General features: G+C 48.8%; 33 protein-coding genes. 4 read left to right on the forward strand and 29 right to left on the reverse strand.

The genetic code is table 11. The features are described from left to right. Positions 1-27: 27 nt before the first annotated feature. The 3 genes from cysN to cobA all read right to left on the reverse strand — a co-directional run bounded on the left by cysN (position 28) and on the right by cobA (position 3,329). Complete coding sequence (gene cysN, locus J0X00_RS10225; RefSeq protein ID WP_136485153.1) at positions 28-1,455, reverse strand: sulfate adenylyltransferase subunit CysN; 1,428 nt, start codon at positions 1,453-1,455, stop codon at positions 28-30. 17 nt (positions 1,456-1,472) lie between these two features. Further along, complete coding sequence (cysD, locus tag J0X00_RS10230) at positions 1,473-2,381, reverse strand: sulfate adenylyltransferase subunit CysD (RefSeq protein WP_032082223.1); 909 nt, start codon at positions 2,379-2,381, stop codon at positions 1,473-1,475. 72 nt (positions 2,382-2,453) lie between these two features. After that, positions 2,454-3,329: a uroporphyrinogen-III C-methyltransferase gene (gene cobA / locus J0X00_RS10235; protein WP_136485155.1), complete on the reverse strand. Its 876-nt coding sequence runs from the start codon at positions 3,327-3,329 to the stop codon at positions 2,454-2,456. 465 nt (positions 3,330-3,794) lie between these two features. Between cobA and J0X00_RS10240 the strand changes: the two genes are divergently transcribed. Then, a complete protein-coding gene (locus J0X00_RS10240; protein ID WP_136485157.1) occupies positions 3,795-4,382 on the forward strand; it encodes a Crp/Fnr family transcriptional regulator in 588 nt (195 codons plus the stop codon). Positions 4,383-4,387: 5 nt separating this feature from the next. Here the strand turns inward: J0X00_RS10240 and dbpA are convergent, their stop codons facing one another. Next, a complete protein-coding gene (gene dbpA / locus J0X00_RS10245; protein ID WP_282478014.1) occupies positions 4,388-5,770 on the reverse strand; it encodes an ATP-dependent RNA helicase DbpA in 1,383 nt (460 codons plus the stop codon). Between the two features lie 172 nt (positions 5,771-5,942). On the opposite strand from dbpA, the gene J0X00_RS10250 reads away from it, so the two are divergent. Continuing rightward, entirely contained in the window at positions 5,943-6,395 is a 453-nt protein-coding gene (locus tag J0X00_RS10250; protein ID WP_218562667.1) for a GNAT family N-acetyltransferase, read from the forward strand. 121 nt (positions 6,396-6,516) lie between these two features. Here J0X00_RS10250 and J0X00_RS10255 read toward each other — a convergent pair whose 3' ends face one another. Further along, a complete protein-coding gene (locus J0X00_RS10255; protein ID WP_282478284.1) occupies positions 6,517-7,119 on the reverse strand; it encodes a LysM-like peptidoglycan-binding domain-containing protein in 603 nt (200 codons plus the stop codon). A gap of 231 nt (positions 7,120-7,350) precedes the next feature. Here J0X00_RS10255 and J0X00_RS10260 point away from each other — a divergent pair, with 231 nt between their 5' ends. Both J0X00_RS10260 and J0X00_RS10265 read left to right on the forward strand, forming a co-directional pair. Continuing rightward, on the forward strand, positions 7,351-7,971 hold the full coding sequence (locus J0X00_RS10260; RefSeq protein ID WP_282478015.1) for an FKBP-type peptidyl-prolyl cis-trans isomerase: 621 nt from the start codon (positions 7,351-7,353) through the stop codon (positions 7,969-7,971). A gap of 104 nt (positions 7,972-8,075) precedes the next feature. After that, a complete protein-coding gene (locus J0X00_RS10265) occupies positions 8,076-8,582 on the forward strand; it encodes a DUF2780 domain-containing protein (protein WP_136485165.1) in 507 nt (168 codons plus the stop codon). Positions 8,583-8,680: 98 nt separating this feature from the next. On the opposite strand, the gene rplQ is transcribed toward J0X00_RS10265, so the two are convergent. The 24 genes from rplQ to rplB form a co-directional block, all read right to left on the reverse strand. Then, positions 8,681-9,067, reverse strand: coding sequence for a 50S ribosomal protein L17 (rplQ, locus tag J0X00_RS10270; RefSeq protein WP_136485167.1), 387 nt, complete (start codon positions 9,065-9,067; stop codon positions 8,681-8,683). 26 nt (positions 9,068-9,093) lie between these two features. Next, complete coding sequence (gene rpoA / locus J0X00_RS10275) at positions 9,094-10,086, reverse strand: DNA-directed RNA polymerase subunit alpha (RefSeq protein ID WP_004728619.1); 993 nt, start codon at positions 10,084-10,086, stop codon at positions 9,094-9,096. A 24-nt stretch (positions 10,087-10,110) separates the two neighbouring features. Further along, positions 10,111-10,731: a 30S ribosomal protein S4 gene (rpsD, locus tag J0X00_RS10280; RefSeq protein WP_136485169.1), complete on the reverse strand. Its 621-nt coding sequence runs from the start codon at positions 10,729-10,731 to the stop codon at positions 10,111-10,113. Between the two features lie 27 nt (positions 10,732-10,758). Then, positions 10,759-11,148: a 30S ribosomal protein S11 gene (rpsK, locus tag J0X00_RS10285; protein ID WP_001118870.1), complete on the reverse strand. Its 390-nt coding sequence runs from the start codon at positions 11,146-11,148 to the stop codon at positions 10,759-10,761. Between the two features lie 19 nt (positions 11,149-11,167). Next, entirely contained in the window at positions 11,168-11,524 is a 357-nt protein-coding gene (gene rpsM / locus J0X00_RS10290; protein ID WP_136485171.1) for a 30S ribosomal protein S13, read from the reverse strand. 149 nt (positions 11,525-11,673) lie between these two features. Beyond that, a complete protein-coding gene (gene rpmJ / locus J0X00_RS10295; RefSeq protein WP_000868186.1) occupies positions 11,674-11,787 on the reverse strand; it encodes a 50S ribosomal protein L36 in 114 nt (37 codons plus the stop codon). 36 nt (positions 11,788-11,823) lie between these two features. Then, positions 11,824-13,158 carry a preprotein translocase subunit SecY gene (gene secY, locus J0X00_RS10300; RefSeq protein ID WP_136485174.1) on the reverse strand — a complete coding sequence of 445 codons (1,335 nt, stop codon included), beginning with the start codon at positions 13,156-13,158 and terminating at the stop codon, positions 11,824-11,826. A gap of 20 nt (positions 13,159-13,178) precedes the next feature. Further along, positions 13,179-13,613 carry a 50S ribosomal protein L15 gene (gene rplO / locus J0X00_RS10305; protein WP_136485176.1) on the reverse strand — a complete coding sequence of 145 codons (435 nt, stop codon included), beginning with the start codon at positions 13,611-13,613 and terminating at the stop codon, positions 13,179-13,181. 5 nt (positions 13,614-13,618) lie between these two features. Beyond that, positions 13,619-13,795, reverse strand: coding sequence for a 50S ribosomal protein L30 (gene rpmD, locus J0X00_RS10310; RefSeq protein ID WP_000201159.1), 177 nt, complete (start codon positions 13,793-13,795; stop codon positions 13,619-13,621). Positions 13,796-13,802: 7 nt separating this feature from the next. Continuing rightward, positions 13,803-14,306, reverse strand: a complete 504-nt coding sequence (rpsE, locus tag J0X00_RS10315) for a 30S ribosomal protein S5 (RefSeq protein ID WP_136485178.1) — start codon at positions 14,304-14,306, stop codon at positions 13,803-13,805. A gap of 14 nt (positions 14,307-14,320) precedes the next feature. Then, positions 14,321-14,674, reverse strand: a complete 354-nt coding sequence (rplR, locus tag J0X00_RS10320; RefSeq protein WP_136485180.1) for a 50S ribosomal protein L18 — start codon at positions 14,672-14,674, stop codon at positions 14,321-14,323. A gap of 9 nt (positions 14,675-14,683) precedes the next feature. After that, positions 14,684-15,217: a 50S ribosomal protein L6 gene (gene rplF / locus J0X00_RS10325; protein ID WP_136485182.1), complete on the reverse strand. Its 534-nt coding sequence runs from the start codon at positions 15,215-15,217 to the stop codon at positions 14,684-14,686. A gap of 16 nt (positions 15,218-15,233) precedes the next feature. Further along, the gene (gene rpsH, locus J0X00_RS10330) at positions 15,234-15,626 is read right to left on the reverse strand and encodes a 30S ribosomal protein S8 (RefSeq protein WP_136485185.1); all 393 of its coding nucleotides are present in this window, start codon (positions 15,624-15,626) and stop codon (positions 15,234-15,236) included. A gap of 29 nt (positions 15,627-15,655) precedes the next feature. Then, positions 15,656-15,961 (reverse strand): 30S ribosomal protein S14, encoded by a 306-nt coding sequence (gene rpsN, locus J0X00_RS10335; RefSeq protein ID WP_020329484.1) that lies wholly within the window; start codon positions 15,959-15,961, stop codon positions 15,656-15,658. Positions 15,962-15,978: 17 nt separating this feature from the next. Then, on the reverse strand, positions 15,979-16,518 hold the full coding sequence (gene rplE / locus J0X00_RS10340; protein WP_136485187.1) for a 50S ribosomal protein L5: 540 nt from the start codon (positions 16,516-16,518) through the stop codon (positions 15,979-15,981). A gap of 24 nt (positions 16,519-16,542) precedes the next feature. After that, a complete protein-coding gene (gene rplX, locus J0X00_RS10345; protein WP_136485190.1) occupies positions 16,543-16,860 on the reverse strand; it encodes a 50S ribosomal protein L24 in 318 nt (105 codons plus the stop codon). A 14-nt stretch (positions 16,861-16,874) separates the two neighbouring features. Beyond that, complete coding sequence (gene rplN, locus J0X00_RS10350) at positions 16,875-17,246, reverse strand: 50S ribosomal protein L14 (protein WP_136485192.1); 372 nt, start codon at positions 17,244-17,246, stop codon at positions 16,875-16,877. Positions 17,247-17,405: 159 nt separating this feature from the next. Beyond that, positions 17,406-17,660, reverse strand: a complete 255-nt coding sequence (rpsQ, locus tag J0X00_RS10355) for a 30S ribosomal protein S17 (protein ID WP_136485194.1) — start codon at positions 17,658-17,660, stop codon at positions 17,406-17,408. Then, positions 17,660-17,851 carry a 50S ribosomal protein L29 gene (rpmC, locus tag J0X00_RS10360; RefSeq protein ID WP_136485196.1) on the reverse strand — a complete coding sequence of 64 codons (192 nt, stop codon included), beginning with the start codon at positions 17,849-17,851 and terminating at the stop codon, positions 17,660-17,662. The genes rpsQ and rpmC overlap by 1 nt, the downstream gene beginning before the upstream one ends. Beyond that, a complete protein-coding gene (rplP, locus tag J0X00_RS10365) occupies positions 17,851-18,261 on the reverse strand; it encodes a 50S ribosomal protein L16 (RefSeq protein ID WP_004728605.1) in 411 nt (136 codons plus the stop codon). Before rplP ends, rpmC begins: the two co-directional genes overlap by 1 nt. Positions 18,262-18,272: 11 nt before the next feature. Then, positions 18,273-18,974: a 30S ribosomal protein S3 gene (gene rpsC / locus J0X00_RS10370; protein ID WP_020329479.1), complete on the reverse strand. Its 702-nt coding sequence runs from the start codon at positions 18,972-18,974 to the stop codon at positions 18,273-18,275. Positions 18,975-18,993: 19 nt separating this feature from the next. Further along, positions 18,994-19,326 (reverse strand): 50S ribosomal protein L22, encoded by a 333-nt coding sequence (rplV, locus tag J0X00_RS10375; protein WP_136485198.1) that lies wholly within the window; start codon positions 19,324-19,326, stop codon positions 18,994-18,996. Between the two features lie 10 nt (positions 19,327-19,336). After that, positions 19,337-19,615 carry a 30S ribosomal protein S19 gene (gene rpsS / locus J0X00_RS10380; RefSeq protein ID WP_004394525.1) on the reverse strand — a complete coding sequence of 93 codons (279 nt, stop codon included), beginning with the start codon at positions 19,613-19,615 and terminating at the stop codon, positions 19,337-19,339. Between the two features lie 20 nt (positions 19,616-19,635). Beyond that, on the reverse strand, positions 19,636-20,460 hold the full coding sequence (rplB, locus tag J0X00_RS10385; protein WP_136485201.1) for a 50S ribosomal protein L2: 825 nt from the start codon (positions 20,458-20,460) through the stop codon (positions 19,636-19,638). Between the last annotated feature and the right edge of the window lie 12 nt (positions 20,461-20,472).

Here is a 20,472-nt window from a genome sequence, read left to right on the forward strand (position 1 = left end):
GGGCAGTCACCTGCCCCCCATCACTGATCACTTAAGCAATTGACTCAGATCTTTGGCATCCCAGTGTGGGAAGTGCTTACGGATCAGCGCGTTGAGTTCCACTTCAAACGCAGAGAATTGGCCTTCGGCTTGCGCCACATTCTGCAGACTGTCACGCACCAGACCGGCACCGACAGTGACGTTAGTCAAACGGTCGATGATGATGAAACCACCGGTATCAGCACAATCCAGGTACTTGTCCAGTGCAACGGACTGATTAAAGGTCCATTCGCACAAACCGATACCGTTCAGTGGCAACTCTTCAGACTGGAAAGTGTCCAGATTGTTGATGTCGTACTGGTGACGAACCGCAACGATCTGACCAACCGTCTTCATGCCTGCGATTTTCACATCGTATTCACGACCTGGTTTGAGCGGCTGCTCTGTCATCCACACCACATCCGCCAGCAGATGGTTGGTGCTGTCGACATGATCCTGCTCCAGCACAATCAGATCGCCACGGCTGATATCAATTTCATCCGCCAGAGTCAGCGTAACCGCCAGACCAGCGCTTGCTTGTGGCAGATCGCCATCGAACGTTACAATACGAGCAACGGTTGAAGTTTTGCCTGATGGCAGCACTTTAATTTTGTCGCCAACGCTGACTGCACCGGATGAGATGGTGCCGGCAAAACCACGAAAATCCAGGTTAGGACGGTTCACGTACTGCACTGGGAAGCGGAATTCACCGGTGCCTTTTTCCTGATCAACATCGACGGTTTCCAGCAGATCCAGCAGTGACGGACCTTGGTACCATGCCATGTTCTCGCTCTTATCCACCACGTTATCGCCTTCCAGCGCAGACAGTGGAATAATCTCGATGTTGGTTTCACCCTGCAGGTGCTTCGAGAACTCCAGGTACTGAGCGCGAATCTCTTCAAAACGCTCCTGCGAGTAGTCCACCAGGTCCATCTTGTTCACCGCAACGATGAAGTGCTTCAGACCCAGCAGGTTGGAAATGAACGAGTGACGACGCGTTTGATCCAATACGCCTTTGCGCGCATCGATCAGAATCACCGCCAGATCACAGGTCGACGCACCGGTCGCCATGTTACGGGTGTACTGCTCGTGTCCCGGTGTGTCAGAAATGATGAACTTACGTTTCTGAGTCGAGAAGTAACGGTACGCCACATCAATGGTGATGCCCTGCTCACGCTCGGCCTGCAGGCCGTCAACCAGCAGCGCTAGATCCGGACGCTCACCGGTGGTACCGACACGTTGGCTGTCGGAATGCACAGCGGCCAGCTGATCTTCATAAATTTGTTTTGAGTCATGAAGCAGACGACCGATCAGTGTACTTTTACCATCGTCTACCGAACCACACGTCAGGAATCTAAGTAGCGATTTATGTTGGTGTTGATTGAGGTAACCTTCAATACCTAGCTCAGCAAGTTGAGCTTGAACTGCACTATTCATTTTCTTTCCTTAGACCCTTAGAAGTAACCTTGACGTTTTTTCATTTCCATCGAACCTGACGAATCGTGGTCGATCGCACGGCCCTGACGCTCACTTGAGGTGGCAACCAGCATTTCTTCGATGATTTCCGGCAATGTTTTCGCTTCCGACTCCACCGCGCCGGTCAGCGGGTAACAACCCAAAGTACGGAAACGTATGCTCTTATGCTGGATCTCTTCACCCGGCTTCAGTTTCATACGGTCATCATCAACCATGATCAGCATGCCATCACGCTCAACCACAGGACGCACATCCGACAGGTACAGAGGAACGATTTCAATGTTTTCCAGGTAGATGTATTGCCAGATATCCAGCTCGGTCCAGTTCGATAGTGGGAAAACACGGATGCTCTCGCCTTTATTGATCTGACCGTTGTAAGTTTTCCACAGCTCTGGACGCTGGTTTTTTGGATCCCAGGTATGGTTCTTGTCACGGAATGAATAAACACGCTCTTTGGCACGCGATTTCTCTTCATCACGACGAGCACCACCGAACGCAGCATCAAAACCGTATTTGTTCAGCGCCTGCTTCAGACCCTGGGTTTTCATGATGTCAGTGTGCTTAGAAGAACCGTGGTCAAACGGGTTGATCCCCATCGCCAAACCTTCCGGGTTTTTGTGTACCAACAGTTCGAAACCGTATTTCTTCGCCGTTGCATCACGGAACGCGATCATGTCGCGGAATTTCCAGTCGGTATCAACGTGTAACAGAGGGAATGGGATCTTGCCCGGATAAAACGCTTTACGCGCCAGATGAAGCATGACCGACGAATCTTTACCGATCGAATACATCATCACTGGGTTGGCAAATTCGGCAGCCACTTCACGAATGATGTGGATACTTTCTGCCTCAAGCTGTTTTAAATGGGTTAAGCGTTGTTGATCCATTTTGCGTGCTTCCTTTTAGCTGCCTGGTGGCTTGAAAGACCCCTGCGGGTCTCGCAATTTGAATTATGTTTGTTATGCAATTTGGGTAGACGGCGCGGTATTGTCACCAAACCACGTCAGTTTGTTGGCCAAAGTCACCACTTCGCCAATCACAATCAGTGACGGTGACTCAGCGTTAGCGGCCAACTGCGGCAGTTCACTGAGCTGACCGCGAAACACTTTCTGGGTTGACTGAGTCCCACGCTCAATAATCGCGATCGGCGTCCCGGCACTGCGGCCATGCTCAATCAATTGCTGCGCTATGGTGCTGGATTTCATCAGTCCCATATAAATCACCAGCGTTTGCTGGCTGCGAGCCAGGGTTGACCAGTCCATTTCAGCCGCGGCTTCCGCTTTGAGATGACCGGTAATAAACAGCGCCGACTGCGCATAATCTCGGTGGGTTAGCGGAATGCCCGCATAGGCTGTTGCGCCAGCAGCGGCTGTAATGCCGGGAATCACCTGAAATGACACTCCCGCATCGAACAGCACTTCCAGCTCTTCGCCGCCACGACCAAACATAAACGGATCGCCGCCTTTGATGCGTACGACACGATGACCTTGTTTGGCAAACTCAACCAACAGCTGGTTGGTTTTCTCCTGCGGCACACTGTGGTGACCGGCACGTTTGCCCACGCACACCAGAATGGTCTCATCCGGGATCAATGCCATGATGTCGTCAGAAACCAGGTAGTCGTACAACACCACATCAGCCTGTTGCAGATAGCTCAGTGCTTTAACCGTCAACAGTTCAGGATCGCCAGGGCCGGCACCAACCAGAGCGACTTCACCAGCTTGCAGCTGGCTGCGAGCAATACGCTTAAACGCGTCCGGTTGCTTACCTGATTCAATCGCCACTAAACGTGGTGTTTTATGTTGCAGCGTTGACACCGTTTCTGAGCCCGCCATGTTCGTCATCCCTTACCCGATTAATGCTTGCATTATGGGCAGTTCTTGTTATTACCTGAAATTCTAAAATTTCATTTTTTATTCGAAAAACTGATATAGGACTGGCACATTTGCAGCATCGCGGTAAATTTGAGTAACAAAATCGTGACTATCTGGTTACACAGCGATGAAGTGTGAACGGCAACAAATCGCTTGCTAAGCCTTGCTGCAACAGGGGGTGGTTGTGTGACACCAGCCACAAAGTCGCCCTTGGTGAGCGTGATGGATACAAGCATAGAGACAGTGCTGTGGTGTGGAAATGACTCGAAACCAAGCCTGACGTTAGGCTAAAATACGTCAAAATTTCATGCTGCCCGACCCGTGCCCGGCGGGCAAAGCATTAGCCAGTCAAACCAGAATCTGGTCTAAACAGCATTAATCCCTCTGCTTCATCGCCGGCACATAATCGCTTAACAAGGACATTCGATGGCATTGCCGCACGATACGATTTCACAGCAATTTTATCAGCAGATGCAACAAAACGGTTTCAGTGAAACACAAATTGAGCAGCTGCTGGACGGTGCTTTTCCGCTTGAACTGCCAACCCGGCACATACTGATTAATCAGGGCGAAATGCCAAGCCACTTTTACTTCGTCAGCCAGGGAATCTGCCACGCCAGTTATCTGACTGAGCAGGGTAAGGAATTCAGTAAAGAGTTTTACTGGGAGGAGGACTGGATTATCGGTTTTGAAAACCTGATTGAGAATACGCCATCGCCCTACTTACTAGAGACACTGACGCCGGTCGTTTTGTTATGCCTGCCACTGCAACACCTGCATCAGTGGCGCAGTGAAGCACACCCGTTATACCTCAAGCTGCTGGAAACCCAGCTGATACATAAAGAGCATAAAGAAAGAGTCATGTTACTGCTGCGACCAGAGCAACGATATCAGGCGATGTGCGAGCAGTTTCCTGACTTAATTCCGCGCATCAGCGACAGCCTGATCGCTGCCTATCTGGGGATAACCCCCATCAGTCTCAGCCGGATTAAAGCCCGGCTGAGAGTAAAGTAAGCGGTTTACTTGACCAGACGGGCGCGGAATTGGCGGCCTTTGATCTTACCGTTGGCGAGGATCTGCAGTGCCTGCTTGGCCACTTTCTTACTGACCGCCACATAGGCACGCATTGGCATCAGATTGATCTTACCGATCTGATCCGCTGTCAGCGCACCGCCGGCGGTCAGCGCACCCAGAATATCACCCGGACGCACTTTCTGCTTCTTACCGCCATCGATCTGAATGGTCACCATGCCAGCCTGATACGGCTCGACACCTGCTTTCACTGCCGGCAATACCGCCGGGCTGATCGCGATATCCATGTATTCATCAATCTGTGCCACGCGGTACATTTCATTGTCACTAAAGAAGCTGAACGCCAGGCCTTTGCTGCCCGCACGGCCGGTACGGCCGATACGGTGCACGTGCACTTCCGGATCACGTGACAGTTCAAAGTTGAACACCGCATCCAGATTATCAACATCAAGGCCGCGCGCCGCCACATCAGTGGCCACTAAGATGGAAATACTTTTGTTGGCAAACTGAACCAGTGCCTGGTCGCGCTCACGCTGCTCCATATCACCATGCAGCTCAACCACACTAAAGCCTTTATGATGTAACTCATCAGCCACATTCTGCACTTCGCGTTTGGTATTACAGAACACCACCGCCGATTCAGGTTGATGGTTAAGCAGTAAGGTCTCCAGCGCCGCATCACGCGCTTCGGTTCCGTCCAGCTTGTAAAACAACTGCTGAATACTAGACGTATCATGCGTCGCTGCCACTTTGATCATCAGTGCATCATGCGTGACGGACTGAGCAATATTCGCAATAGCTTTCGGATAAGTAGCACTGAACAGCAGCGTCTGGCGCTGTTTTGGTGCCGCGCCGATAATAGCATCCAGCGCTTCCTGGAAACCCATTTCCAGCATACGATCCGCTTCATCCAGCACCAGAGTATTGAGCTCAGACAGATCGATGCGTCCTTTACTCAAGTGGTCAAGAATACGGCCCGGAGTGCCGACCAGAATGTGTGCGCCATGCTCCAGTGAGCCAATCTGCGGGCCCATCGGCATTCCCCCACACAGGGTCAGTACTTTGATATTGTGAATTGCGCGGCCCAGGGTACGGATATCAGTCGCGACCTGATCAGCCAGTTCGCGGGTCGGACACAACACCAGAGCCTGCACACGGAAGCGTTTCACGTTCAGATTAGATAACACACCCAGACCAAACGCCGCGGTTTTACCTGAGCCGGTCTTACCCTGACCAATCACGTCCTGGCCTTGCAAGATAGCAGGCAATGACTGGGCCTGAATCGGCGTCATTTGAGTAAACCCCATAGTATCGAGGTTAGAAAGTAGTTCAGGCTTGAGATTCAAGGCAGAAAAAGAGGTGGAGGTCACAGGAGTGTCCTTAGTCAGACGAAAAAACGAGCGGCTATTATCGTTATTTTGCCCCGGATCACCAGTGAATATTAATTTAATTTTTTTATTCTGCTTCGTTCTTAACTTTTGTTAATGCCAGGCGCAGGGTGCGCTGCTACAGTGAGCGCCATTTCAATACAAGGAGTTATTCATGATCACCTGGCAATGCCTCACTTTTGACCAACTCAGTACTTTTCAGCTCTATCAATTACTGCAATTACGGGTCAATGTCTTCGTTGTAGAACAAACTTGCCCTTACCCGGAACTGGACAATAAAGATCATGCCCCCGGCGCCTGCCATCTGCTCGGTTACCAGGGAGAACAACTGGTGGCCTGCGCCCGCCTGCTGCCTCCCGGCGTCAGCTATGACAACGCCAGTATCGGCCGGGTTGCAACCCTGCAATCCGCGCGCGGCAACGGACTCGGGCATGACTTGCTCAGCCAGGCATTAACGCATTGCCAACAGTTGTGGCCACAGCAGGCGATTGAGATCAGCGCCCAGGCTCACTTACAGGCATTTTATCGCCAGCACGGGTTTGTCACCACGACCGATATTTACCTCGAAGACGACATCGAACATGTCGGCATGCTGCGCAGCGTATGAGCCCTGTCCGGGCTGTACTGATTTAATGAACAACCGGGTCAACTGAGCTGGTTTGGAATAAGGATGATCATTGTGCCGCTGGCCCCAAAGTCGCCCAGCGACAGGTTAAGCATATCGCAAGCTATTTACTGCGGCCAAATCCACCGTCAGACAAACGGAAAAACATCACCGACTGATTGTTTTTCTCCAGCTGTAAAATGTCGAGCTTGCCGTCTTTCGACAGTTTAAAACGGATCAGCTGGCCTGCGCGGATCTGACTCAGCGGCTTATCGCTGCCTTCGATTTTAACCAGATCATTGAGATCAGCCATCGACAGATCATTATTACGAAATACCTGCGACAGGGTATCACCACTTTGCACTATATACTCACGCCAGGCGGTACTCTGTATCTGGCCAGGAGTCTGAGCCTGAGGCGTATTCTGTTGCTGCTCTTCACTCAAGCCGCGGGTATTCACGTTGACCGCAACGCGCTGAATTTGACCCGAAAGCGGCTCTGCAGCGGTGTCTTGCACCGCATCATCCGCCCCCCCTGGTAACGGGATCACCATCAGAATCAATACGACCGGCACCAAAACCATCAGTGCGCGCTGGTGCAGCTTAGGTAAACGCTGCCACAACTGCACGCTACGTTGCTGATATTCACGCCAGTCAATAGAGTCCCACTGGTTCTGAACCAAGGCAAGATAATCGGTCTGCTGCTTCTTCTTGTGTCGACGATTCATTTTCATCCGTCCATAAATTCCTTGCCACAGTATAAAAACTCACGTGCCGAGAGTATAGGGGCTTGCCGCTGATCTGCTAAAGGTTGACATAATCCTGATGTTTTTTGGCCGGGATTCTGCGCTCAATCACACCTTAAACCTCAATTGTAACGAATTCAGCCTGAACGTTTCATCCCCCAGACGAAACTGTTATCCTGTGGGCTTTATTTGACACGACAAAGAGTGACTTTTATGTCTGAAGTAAAATTTGAAACTGTAGAGCAAAAAGCTAGCTACGGTATCGGTCTGCAAATGGGCCAACAACTGGCAGGTAGCGGTCTGGAAGGACTGAGTGTTGACGCGATCGCAGCGGGTATTGCCACTGCACTGGTTGGCGACATGCCAGCTATCGAAATCGACGAGATCAACCAGGCTCTGCAAGCTCTTCACATGCGCGCTGAAGAAACTCGCCAGGAAGCAGCAAAAGCTGCAGCGGCTGAAGGCGAATCTTTCCTGAAAGACAACGCTCTGCGCCCTGAGGTCACCGTACTGGAATCTGGTCTGCAATACGAAGTGATCAGCCAGGGTGAAGGCGAAATCCCAACGGCAGACAAAGCGGTACGTGTACACTACCACGGTCAACTGGTTGACGGCACAGTATTCGACAGTTCAGTCACTCGTGGCCAGCCTGCTGAATTCCCGGTAACCGGTGTAATCAAAGGTTGGGTAGAAGCGCTACAACTGATGCCTGTTGGCTCAAAATGGAAACTGTACGTTCCTCAAGATCTTGCTTACGGTGAACGTGGCGCAGGCGCGGCAATCCCTCCATTTGCTGCCCTGGTATTCGAAGTGGAACTGCTGGATATCCTGTAATCCAACGAATTCGCAAAAAATTGACATCAAGCGGCGCCCAGCGCCGCTTTTTTTTGGCTAGAATGAAGGTCACTGAGCCTAAAGTTAAGGAATGGCACTCATCTATGAAACGCTCTATTGTCTCCGCGCTGGTGCTCAGCACCGTTTTCAGCGCACCCAGCTTTGCATTTCTCAATTTCGGCAGCAAAGATCAAAGCAACGACCTCGCCAGCATGGTCAGCAGCACGCTTAATCAGGCCGAAAGTAACTCGAGCTTGATCACCCAGGTGACCAACCAACTACCAGTCTCGCCACAACAAGCCACCGGTGGGGTTGGCGCGATGTTATCGCTGGCCCAAAATCAGCTCTCAGAAAGCAACAGCGAAGAACTGGGGCAACTGTTACCCGGCATGGATCAGTTAACCAATCTGAATTTGTCTGGCAGCAAGGATACGTTATCGGGCCTGAATAGCCTCAGTGCAGTCAATGATGTGTTCAAAGGATTGGGCCTTGACCCAAGCATGATTAGTCAGTTTGCACCGCTGGTGCTGCAGTACCTGACCAGCCAGGGTGCCAGTGATGGTCTGCTCGGCTCGTTGAGCCAATTGTGGGGAACGTCATCAGCGAATTGATGAGAGTGCACACCCAACAGAAATGTTGAGTGTGCATATCAGAATCTGCAGATACAAAAAAGCCGAGCTTACGCTCGGCTTTTTTAATCGCGAACCGATTACTCAGCAGCAGCTTCTTCAGCAGCTTCTGGGCGATCTACAAGCTCAATGTAAGCCATTGGAGCTTTATCGCCGGCACGGAAACCACACTTCAGAATGCGAGTGTAGCCGCCTTGACGTGCAGCGAAACGTGGACCAAGTTCGTTAAATAGTTTAGCAACGACTTCGTTGTCACGAGTACGTGCAAATGCCAGACGACGGTTAGCAACACTGTCAGTCTTAGCTAGTGTAATCAAAGGCTCAACTACGCGACGTAGCTCTTTAGCTTTTGGCAAAGTAGTCTTGATAACTTCATGACGTACTAGAGAGCTAGCCATGTTGCTGAACATCGCTTTGCGATGACTGCTGTTGCGGTTGAGTTGACGACCACTCTTACGATGGCGCATGACCAAATCCTTCTAACTAGTATCGATTAATCTTCAGCGATGGACGCTGGCGGCCAGTTTTCCAGGCGCATGCCCAGAGAAAGACCACGTGATGCAAGCACGTCTTTAATCTCTGTAAGAGATTTCTTACCAAGGTTAGGCGTTTTAAGTAGCTCAACCTCAGTGCGCTGTACTAGATCACCGATGTAGTGAATCGCTTCTGCTTTCAGACAGTTAGCAGAGCGAACTGTTAGTTCAAGATCGTCTACAGGACGCAGTAGGATCGGATCGAATTCAGGCTTCTCTTCTTTCTCCTCAGGAACACGTACATCACGAAGATCTACGAATGCATCCAGTTGTTCAGCAAGAATAGTTGCTGCACGACGGATAGCTTCCTCAGGTTCAAGAGTACCGTTTGTTTCCATATCGATAACAAGCTTGTCCAGGTCAGTACGCTGCTCAACACGTGCTGCATCAACAGAGTAGGCAATTTTGTCTACTGGGCTGAATGTAGCATCGACAAGCAGACGACCAATTGGACGCTCATCTTCTTCAGTATGGATACGCGCAGAAGCTGGAACATAACCACGACCACGTTCAACTTTGATACGCATTGCGATCTCAGCGTTGTCATCCGTTAAGTGACAAATAACGTGTTCAGGGTTTACGATCTCTACATCACCATCATGGGTGATGTCACCTGCAACCACAGGGCCCGAGCCTGATTTGTTCAGTGTAATGAACACTTCATCTTTGCCTTCGGCAACGCGAACTGCCAGACCTTTCAGGTTCAGTAGAATCTCAAGGATGTCTTCCTGAACACCTTCTTTGGTGCTGTATTCGTGAAGTACGCCTTCAATCTCTACTTCTGTTACGGCACAACCCGGCATAGAAGATAGAAGAATACGGCGAAGTGCATTACCAAGAGTATGGCCGAAACCACGCTCTAATGGCTCAAGAGTTACTTTTGCGTGTGTCGTGCTGATTTGTTCGATATCAACAAGACGTGGCTTAAGAAATTCTGTTACAGAACCCTGCATTGTGTCCTCTCTTTAGTTTAAACCTTACTTAGAGTAAAGCTCGACGATCAATTGTTCGTTGATGTCAGCTGATAGATCAGAACGTTCAGGCAAACGCTTGAAAGTACCTTCCATCTTGCTTGCATCTACTTCAATCCAAGTTGGTTTTTCGCGTTGTTCAGCAACTTCAAGAGCCGCTTTTACGCGAGATTGCGCTTTCGCTTTCTCACGGATTGCAACAACGTCGTTGGCCGCAACATTGAAAGAAGGAACGTTTACAACTTTACCGTTAACCAGGATAGCTTTGTGGCTAACCAGCTGACGTGCTTCTGCGCGAGTTGCGCCAAAGCCCATACGGTAAACTACGTTGTCCAGACGACCTTCAAGAAGCTGAAGTAGGTTCTCACCAGTGTTACCTTTAAGGCGAGCTGCTTCTTTGTAGTAGTTACGGAATTGTTTTTCTAGAACGCCGTACATACGACGAACTTTTTGCTTCTCGCGAAGCTGAACGCCATACTCAGATAGACGACCGCGACGTGCGCCGTGTACACCTGGTGCGTTATCGATTTTACACTTGGTATCAATCGCACGAACGCCTGACTTAAGGAACAAGTCAGTACCTTCGCGGCGGCTAAGCTTCAGCTTAGGACCCAAATATCTTGCCATGATCTTTCTCCAATGTTCCCAGAAACGTTAAACGCGACGTTTCTTAGGTGGACGACAACCGTTATGAGGGATTGGTGTCGCATCTACGATGTTTGTAATGCGGAAACCAGCGGCGTTCAGTGCACGAACAGTAGATTCGCGACCTGGACCAGGACCCTTAACCATAACTTCCAGATTCTTCAGACCGTATTCTTTGGCCATTTCAGCACAACGTTCAGCAGCAACCTGTGCAGCGAACGGAGTTGACTTACGAGAACCACGGAAACCTGAACCACCTGCGGTAGCCCATGCTAGAGCATTACCTTGACGGTCAGTAATGGTTACGATTGTGTTGTTGAAAGATGCGTGGATATGCGCTACGCCATCAGCAACTTGCTTGCGTACACGCTTACGTGCGCGAGTTGGTTGTTTAGCCATTGTACTCTACCCTTCCCGATTACTTTTTGATCGGCTTACGCGGACCCTTACGGGTGCGAGCATTGGTTTTAGTACGCTGTCCACGTAGTGGTAGACTGCGACGGTGACGAAGACCACGGTAGCAGCCAAGGTCCATAAGACGCTTGATGTTCATGGATACTTCACGACGTAGATCACCCTCTACAGTGTACTTAGCTACACCATCACGCAGTAGATTGATCTGATCTTCTGTTAGTTCACTGATCTTAACATTTTCAGCGATACCCACTTCAGCTAGGATAGCTTGAGAGCGAGTCTTACCGATGCCGTAAATCGCGGTAAGCGCGATTACTGCATGTTTTTGATCAGGAATGTTAATGCCTGCTATACGGGCCACTATTCACTCCTAGTACTTTCTATAAAAGAATTATCCGCAGCAAAGCCCGTAGAGGATACGCTGCGGGATACTACTTCTTTTGCACGCAAAAGGTAGGCCGAGGAATATACTCGACCAACCCTTACTTTTCAAGTAAAAATTTCTGCTTATTAGCCTTGGCGTTGCTTGTGCTTTGGCTCACTGCAAATCACGCGAACGACACCGTTACGCTTGATAACTTTACAGTTACGGCAGATTTTTTTAACGGAAGCACGAACTTTCATTGCTAAACTCCGTAAATCTCTCTGAATGGCGACCTGTTAACGGCCATAACCTTTCAGATTTGCCTTTTTCAACACAGAATCATATTGATTTGACATCATATGAGTCTGTACCTGTGCCATAAAGTCCATGATTACGACAACTACAATCAGTAGTGATGTGCCGCCGAAGTAGAAACGTACGTTCCAAGCGACCATCATGAACTCAGGGATCAGACAGATGAAAGTAATGTATAGCGCACCGGCTAAGGTTAAGCGAGTCATTACTTTATCAATGTACTTAGCTGTCTGTTCGCCTGGGCGGATACCGGGTACGAATGCACCAGACTTCTTCAAGTTATCTGCTGTTTCGCGAGGGTTAAACACCAACGCAGTATAGAAGAAACAGAAGAAAATAATCGCTGCTGCATAAAGCATTACATACAGCGGTTGACCCGGGCTCAGAGCCAAAGACACATCAGTTAGCCAACCAAATGTGCTGCTCTCGCCGTTCTGACCAAACCACTGAGCCAGTGTTCCTGGGAACAGGATAATGCTCGATGCGAAAATCGCAGGGATAACACCCGCCATATTAATTTTCAATGGCAAGTGAGTGCTTTGCGCTGCAAAAACTTTACGACCCTGTTGACGCTTCGCGTAGTTAACGACGATTCGACGCTGACCACGTTCCATGAACACAACGAAGTAAATAACAGCAAAAGCTACCACTGCAATTAACAGTAGAAGAAGTACATGCAGTTCACCTTGACGCGCTTGCTCGATTGTCTGACCGATTGCTTGTGGCAATCCAGCAACGATACCTGCAAAGATTAGTAATGAAATACCATTACCAATTCCACGCTCTGTAATTTGTTCACCTAACCACATCAGGAACATGGTGCCGGTTACTAAACTCACGGTAGCAATTAGCGTAAACATGGTTTGGTTGATAACAACCAGATTGTCGACCATGTTTGGTAAGCCGGTTGCAATACCAATAGCCTGGAAACATGCAAGTACAAGCGTGCCGTAACGCGTATATTGGCTAATCTTACGACGGCCTGCCTCACCCTCTTTCTTGAGTTCGGCTAACGCTGGATGAACTACAGTCAGCAACTGGACAACAATAGATGCCGAAATATACGGCATGATGCCCAGTGCGAATATAGATGCACGCGAAAGTGCACCACCAGAGAACATGTTAAACATCTCAATGATGGTGCCTTTTTGCTGTTCGAACAAATCGGCAAGTACAGCAGCGTCAATACCAGGGATTGGCACAAAAGAGCCTGCTCGGAATACTAGAAGCGCACCCACTACGAATAATAAGCGCGACTTCAGCTCACTTAAGCCGCTCTGAGCACTACGAAAATCTTGTCCTGGTTTCTTAGCCATCTGTACCTCAATCCTCGAGATTATTCCTCGATTTTACCGCCTGCAGCTTCGATTGCAGCTTTAGCGCCTTTAGTTACGCGCAGACCTTTTACAGTCACTGCTTTGTTGATCTCGCCAGAAAGAACGATTTTTGCAAACTCGATGTTTTTAGTCACCAGGTTTGCCGCTTTCAGGCTGTTTAGATCAACTACGTCACCAGTTACTTTCGCCAGTTCAGACAGACGAATTTCAGCAGACACTAGGCTCTTACGAGAAGTGAAACCGAATTTTGGTAGACGTTGTTTCAGAGGCATCTGACCGCCTTCGAAACCTGGACGAACTTTACCGCCAGAACGTGACTTTTGACCTTTGTGGCCACGGCCACCAGTTTTACCAAGGCCAGAACCGATACCACGGCCTACACGCTTCTTAGAAGGTTTAGAACCAGCAGCCGGTGATAGAGTATTCAAAAACATTATGATTACTCCTCAACTTTAACCATGTAGTAAACCTTGTTGATCATACCGCGTACGCACGGAGTATCTTCAAGTTCTACTGTGTGGTTGATTTTACGAAGACCTAGACCGCGCAAAGTAGCTTTGTGCTTCGGTAGGCGACCAATTGAGCTTTTAGTTTGAGTTACTTTAATAGTTGCCATGGTGTTCTTACTCCGAAATAGATTCAACAGTTAGACCACGTTTAGCCGCAACCATTTCTGGTGACTTAACATCTACTAGAGCGTCGATCGTTGCACGAACGATGTTGATAGGGTTCGTAGAACCGTATGCTTTAGACAGAACGTTATGTACACCCGCAACTTCAAGTACTGCACGCATCGCACCACCTGCGATTACACCAGTACCTTCTGCAGCTGGCTGCATGTAAACTTTAGAGCCCGAGTGGCGACCTTTCACCGGGTGGTGAAGAGTACCTTCGTTAAGCGCGATAGTAACCATGTTACGACGTGCTTTTTCCATTGCTTTTTGAATCGCTGCAGGTACTTCACGGGCTTTACCGTAACCGAAACCTACACGACCGTTACCGTCACCAACTACAGTCAGTGCAGTGAAGCTCATGATTCGACCACCTTTAACCGTTTTAGAAACGCGGTTAACGGCGATTAGCTTTTCTTGCAAATCATTCGCTTGAACTTGTTGTTCTTTAGCCATCTTCCAACCCTACCTTAGAATTTCAGACCAGCTTCGCGAGCAGAGTCTGCCAGCGCCGCTACTCGACCGTGGTATTGGAAACCGGAACGATCAAATGCAACAGCTGATACGCCTTTCTCAAGCGCACGCTCTGCAATAGCTTTACCTACTGCTTTAGCTGCATCGATGTTACCAGAGTATTTCACTTGCTCACGGATCGCTTTTTCTACAGTAGAAGCTGATGCGATAACCTCAGAGCCGTTCGCTGCGATTACCTGAGCGTACACGTGACGAGGAGTACGGTGTACAACTAGGCGAGTCGCACCCAGTTCTGCAATCTTACGACGTGCACGTGTAGCACGACGGATGCGAGATGCTTTCTTATCCATAGTGTTACCTTACTTCTTCTTAGCTTCTTTAGTACGCACATTTTCATCTGCGTAACGAATACCTTTACCTTTGTAAGGCTCAGGCGCGCGGTAAGAACGAATGTCAGCCGCAACTTGACCAACTACTTGCTTATCAGCACCAGTCAGTACAATTTCAGTTTGGCTTGGACATTCAGCTTTAACACCCGCTGGCAGCTCGTGCTCAACAGGGTGAGAGAAGCCCAGGGTCAGACCTACAGCGTTGCCTTTGATAGCAGCACGGTAACCTACACCCTTAAGAACTAGCTTCTTAGTAAAGCCTTCAGTAACACCAACAACCATGTTGTTAACCAGAGCGCGAGCAGTACCTGCTTGAGCCCATGCGTTAGCAACACCTTCAGCTGGGCCGAAAGTTAGGTTGTTTTCTTCCTGTGCGATCACTACGCCGTTGTGAATAACGCGAGTTAGTTCACCTTTAGCGCCTTTAACAGTGATCTCTTGGCCGTTTAGTTTCACCTCTACGCCAGCTGGAATAGCGACAGGTGCTTTAGCAACACGAGACATGTTCTACTCCTTAAAATTAAGCTACGTAGCAAATGATTTCACCGCCAAGACCTGCTTTACGAGCAGCGCGGTCTGACATCAGACCCTTGGAAGTGGAAACAACAGCAACACCAAGACCGCCCATCACTGATGGCAGCTCGTCTTTCTTCTTATAAACACGAAGACCTGGACGAGAAACGCGCTTGATTTGCTCGATTACTGGTTTCGCTTGGAAATACTTAAGAGTGATTTCCAGCTCAGGTTTTGCTTCGCTTTCAACAGCGAAGTCAACGATGTAACCTTCAGCTTTCAGTAGTGCAGCGATTGCAACTTTCAGCTTTGAAGAAGGCATTTTAACAGCAACTTTGTTTGCTGCCTGACCGTTACGAATACGGGTCAGCATATCCGAAATCGGATCTTGCATGCTCATAAACTTTACTCCAAATGATTAAGTGGCAATTACCAGCTAGCCTTACGAAGTCCAGGAATCTCGCCTTTCATGCAAGCTTCACGAACTTTAATACGGCTCAGACCGAACTTACGTAGGTAACCGTGTGGACGACCAGTTTGGTTACAACGGTTGCGCTGACGTGATGCACTTGAATCACGTGGAAGAGATTGCAGAGTCAGAACTGCATTCCAACGATCTTCTTCAGATGCGTTTACATCGCTGATGATAGCTTTTAGCGCTGCACGCTTTTCTGCGAACTTAGCTACTAGCTTTGCACGTTTTTCTTCACGTGCTTTCATTGATTGTTTAGCCATAACAGTAACCCTTCACCTTACTTACGGAATGGGAAGTTAAAGGCAGCCAGCAGAGCACGGCCTTCCTCATCGTTTGCAGCAGACGTCGTGATAGTGATATCAAGACCGCGCACACGATCGACTTTATCGTAGTCGATTTCCGGAAAGATGATTTGCTCGCGAACGCCCATGCTGTAGTTACCGCGGCCGTCAAAAGACTTAGCGCTAACACCGCGGAAGTCACGTACACGTGGTAGAGCGATTGCAATTAAGCGCTCCAGAAAATCCCACATGCGTTCGCCACGCAAGGTTACTTTACAACCAATTGGGTAGCCTTCACGAATTTTGAAACCAGCAACAGATTTACGCGCTTTAGTGATCAGTGGCTTTTGACCAGAAATGGTTGCCATGTCAGATGCTGCGTTTTCCAGTAGTTTCTTATCGTTGATTGCTTCACCAACGCCCATATTGAGGGTGATTTTCTCAATTCTAGGGACTTGCATGACGCTTGTGTAACCGAACTGTTTGGTCAGTTCAGCGACTACAGACGACTTGTAGTAATCATGCAGTTTCGCCATAGTAGAACTCCAAATTACTTCTAATTAGTTAGAAACGGTTTCGTTGTTAGACTTGAAGAAACGAACTTTCTTGCCGTCTTCGAAACGAAAACCGATACGGTCCGCTTTACCAGTAGCTGCGTTGAAGATAGCCACGTTAGAAACGTCGATCGCTGCTTCTTGCTCTACGATACCGCCTTGGATACCTAGTGCAGGAACAGGTTTCTGGTGTTTCTTAACAAGGTTGATACCTTCTACGATAACTTTACCAGTTGCTAGAACCTTAGTTACTTTACCTTTCTTGCCTTTGTCTTTACCAGCAAGAACGATCACTTCGTCATTACGACGGATTTTAGCTGCCATTTTATTGCCGCTCCTTACAGAACTTCTGGAGCCAGTGAAACAATCTTCATGAATTTCGCAGTACGAAGTTCACGAGTCACTGGACCAAAGATACGTGTACCGATTGGTGCCTCGGTGTTGTTGTTCAACAGCACACAAGCATTACGGTCGAAGCGAATGACAGAACCGTCTGGTCGACGTACGCCTTTACGGGTGCGAACTACCACCGCCTTCAGTACATCACCTTTCTTCACTTTACCGCGTGGAATTGCTTCTTTCACGGTAACTTTGATGATGTCGCCCACATGAGCGTAACGACGGTGAGAGCCACCCAGAACCTTAATACACATTACGCTGCGAGCGCCTGAGTTATCAGCTGCGTCCAGCATACTTTGCATTTGGATCATGTTAGTGCTCCGCTAAATATTAAATAAACTAGACCCGTCTCGGGTCGGGCTGCCTCTTTAAAGGGACGCGAATTGTACCACCCTTTTTCGAGATTGGGTAGTCAAAAAACAAGCGGCCCCAAAAATAATTGGGGCCGCTTTATTCGTAGTCAAGCTAAATTAGATTTTCGCTTTTTCTACTACTTTTACCAAAGTCCAAGACTTAGTCTTAGACAGTGGACGACATTCTGAAATCTCAACTGTGTCGCCGATGCCACACTCGTTGTTTTCATCATGTGCGTGTACTTTAGTCGTACGCTTAACGAATTTACCGTAGATTGGGTGCTTCACAAAACGTTCGATAGCAACAGTGATAGACTTGTCCATCTTGTCGCTAACTACACGACCTTGCTGGGTACGAATATTGTCGCTCATTATGCGCCCGCCTTCTCAGTCAAAACAGTTTTAACACGTGCGATATCACGGCGTACAGCTTTCAGAGTATGAGTTTGCTGTAGTTGACCAGTTGCAGCTTGCATGCGCAAGTTGAACTGCTCTTTAAGCAGATTCATCAGCTCTGCATTCAGCTCTTCAACGCTTTTTTCGCGTAGATCTTGTGCTTTCATCACATCACCTGTTTAGTTACAAATGTAGTCTTGAATGGCAGTTTACGCGCCGCAAGACGGAACGCTTCACGAGCCAGTTCTTCAGGTACACCATCAACTTCGTACATAACCTTACCAGGTTGGATTTGGGCTACCCAGTACTCAACGTTACCTTTACCCTTACCTTGACGAACTTCTAGTGGTTTTTCTGTGATTGGTTTGTCTGGGAACACACGGATCCAGATTTTACCTTGACGCTTAATGTGACGCGTCATAGCACGACGTGCCGCTTCGATTTGACGAGCAGTTAGACGACCACGGCCTACAGCTTTCAAACCAAAAGAACCGAAGCTTACTTCAGTACCTTTAGCCAGACCACGGTTACGACCTGTATGAACCTTACGGAACTTAGTACGTTTAGGTTGTAGCATCTGTCGACTCCTTACTTACGGCCTTTACGCGGCTTCTTGTTAGGCTTGTCAGCCTTAGGCTCTACTGCGTTAGCAGCTGGCATTCCGCCTAGAATCTCACCTTTGAAGATCCAAACTTTAACGCCGATTACACCGTAAGTGGTGTGAGCCGAAGAAGTTGCGTAATCAATGTCAGCACGTAGAGTGTGTAGAGGCACACGGCCTTCACGGTACCACTCTGAACGTGCGATTTCAGCGCCGCCTAGACGACCGCTTACTTCCACTTTGATACCTTTAGCGCCTAGACGCATAGCATTCTGTACCGCGCGCTTCATAGCACGACGGAACATAACACGACGCTCTAGTTGAGACGCGATGCTATCAGCCACTAGTTGGCCGTCTAGCTCAGGCTTACGTACTTCAGCGATGTTGATTTGCGCTGGTACACCTGCGATTTTCGCTACTGCTGCGCGTAGCTTCTCAACGTCTTCACCTTTCTTACCGATAACAACACCTGGACGAGCAGTGTGAATAGTCACACGGATGCTCTTCGCAGGACGCTCGATAACGATGCGTGATAGAGACGCTTTTGACAGTTCTTTAGTCAGGAACTGACGTACCTTGAAGTCGCCGTCTAGGTTGTCAGCGAAATCTTTGGTGTTAGCAAACCATGTAGCATTCCAAGGCTTAACGATGCCTAGACGAATACCATTTGGATGTACTTTTTGACCCATTGCTTACTCTCCTAGTCTCTTAGCGATCTGCGACAACCACAGTGATGTGGCTTGAACGCTTCAAGATACGATCCGCACGGCCTTTAGCACGAGGCATAATACGCTTCATGACTGGGCCCTCATCTACGAAGATTTTAGCGACACGTAGGTCGTCAATATCTGCACCTTCGTTGTGCTCCGCGTTCGCGATAGCTGACTCTAGAACTTTCTTAACTAGTACAGCAGCTTTTTTGTTGCTGAAAGTCAGAACTTCTAGTGCTTGGTCAACTTTCTTACCACGAATTTGATCTGCAACTAAGCGAGCTTTCTGAGGAGAAATGCGAGCAAAGTTATGTTTAGCTAATGCTTCCATTATTTACTCCTTAGCGCTTCTTAGCTTTCTTATCCGCAGCGTGGCCGCGGTAAGTGCGAGTTGGTGCAAATTCACCCAGCTTGTGACCGATCATCTCGTCAGTTACGAAAACTGGAACGTGTTGACGACCATTATGGACAGCGATGGTCAAACCGATCATTGTAGGAATGATCATTGAACGACGGGACCAAGTCTTAATAGGCTTTTTGTCTCCGCTTTCCACCGCTTTCTCTACCTTCTTCAGCAAGTGTAGGTCAATAAATGGACCCTTCTTGAGAGAACGTGGCATGGCTTATCCTCTTTAATAGATTACTTATTGCGACGACGTACGATGTACTTGTCAGTGCGTTTGTTCTTACGGGTCTTAAAGCCTTTAGTAGGCATACCCCAAGGAGATACTGGGTGACGACCACCAGAAGTACGGCCTTCACCACCACCGTGTGGGTGGTCAACCGGGTTCATTACCACACCGCGAACGGTTGGACGAACACCGCGCCAGCGGCTAGCACCAGCTTTACCCAGTTCACGTAGCATGTGCTCAGAGTTGCCTACTTCACCGATTGTTGCACGGCCTTCAGACAATACTTTACGCATTTCGCCAGAACGTAGACGGATAGTTACATATGAACCGTCGCGAGCAACGATTTGTGCATATGCACCCGCAGAACGAGCTAGCTGTGCACCTTTACCAGGAGTCAGCTCTACGTTGTGAACGGTTGAACCTACAGGGATGTTGCGCATTGGCAGAGTGTTACCCGCTTTAATCGGTGCATCAACACCAGATTGGATAACATCACCAGCTTGCAGACCTTTAGGTGCAATGATGTAACGACGCTCACCGTCTTTGTACAGAACCAGAGCGATATTCGCGCTACGGTTTGGATCGTATTCTAGGCGCTCAACTTTCGCTGGGATGCCATCTTTAGTACGTTTAAAGTCGATTACACGGTAGTGTTGTTTGTGACCACCACCGATGTGACGTACAGTGATACGACCGTTGTTGTTACGACCGCCATTTTTAGAGTTTTTCTCTAAAAGTGGTGCGTAAGGCTTACCCTTGTGCAGGTCAGTGTTAACAACTTTAACTACGTGACGACGACCAGCCGAAGTCGGCTTACATTTAACAATAGCCATTTTTCAACTACT

The organism is Vibrio sp. ABG19 (assembly GCF_029962385.1).
GTDB classification, from domain to species: domain Bacteria; phylum Pseudomonadota; class Gammaproteobacteria; order Enterobacterales; family Vibrionaceae; genus Vibrio; species Vibrio ostreae.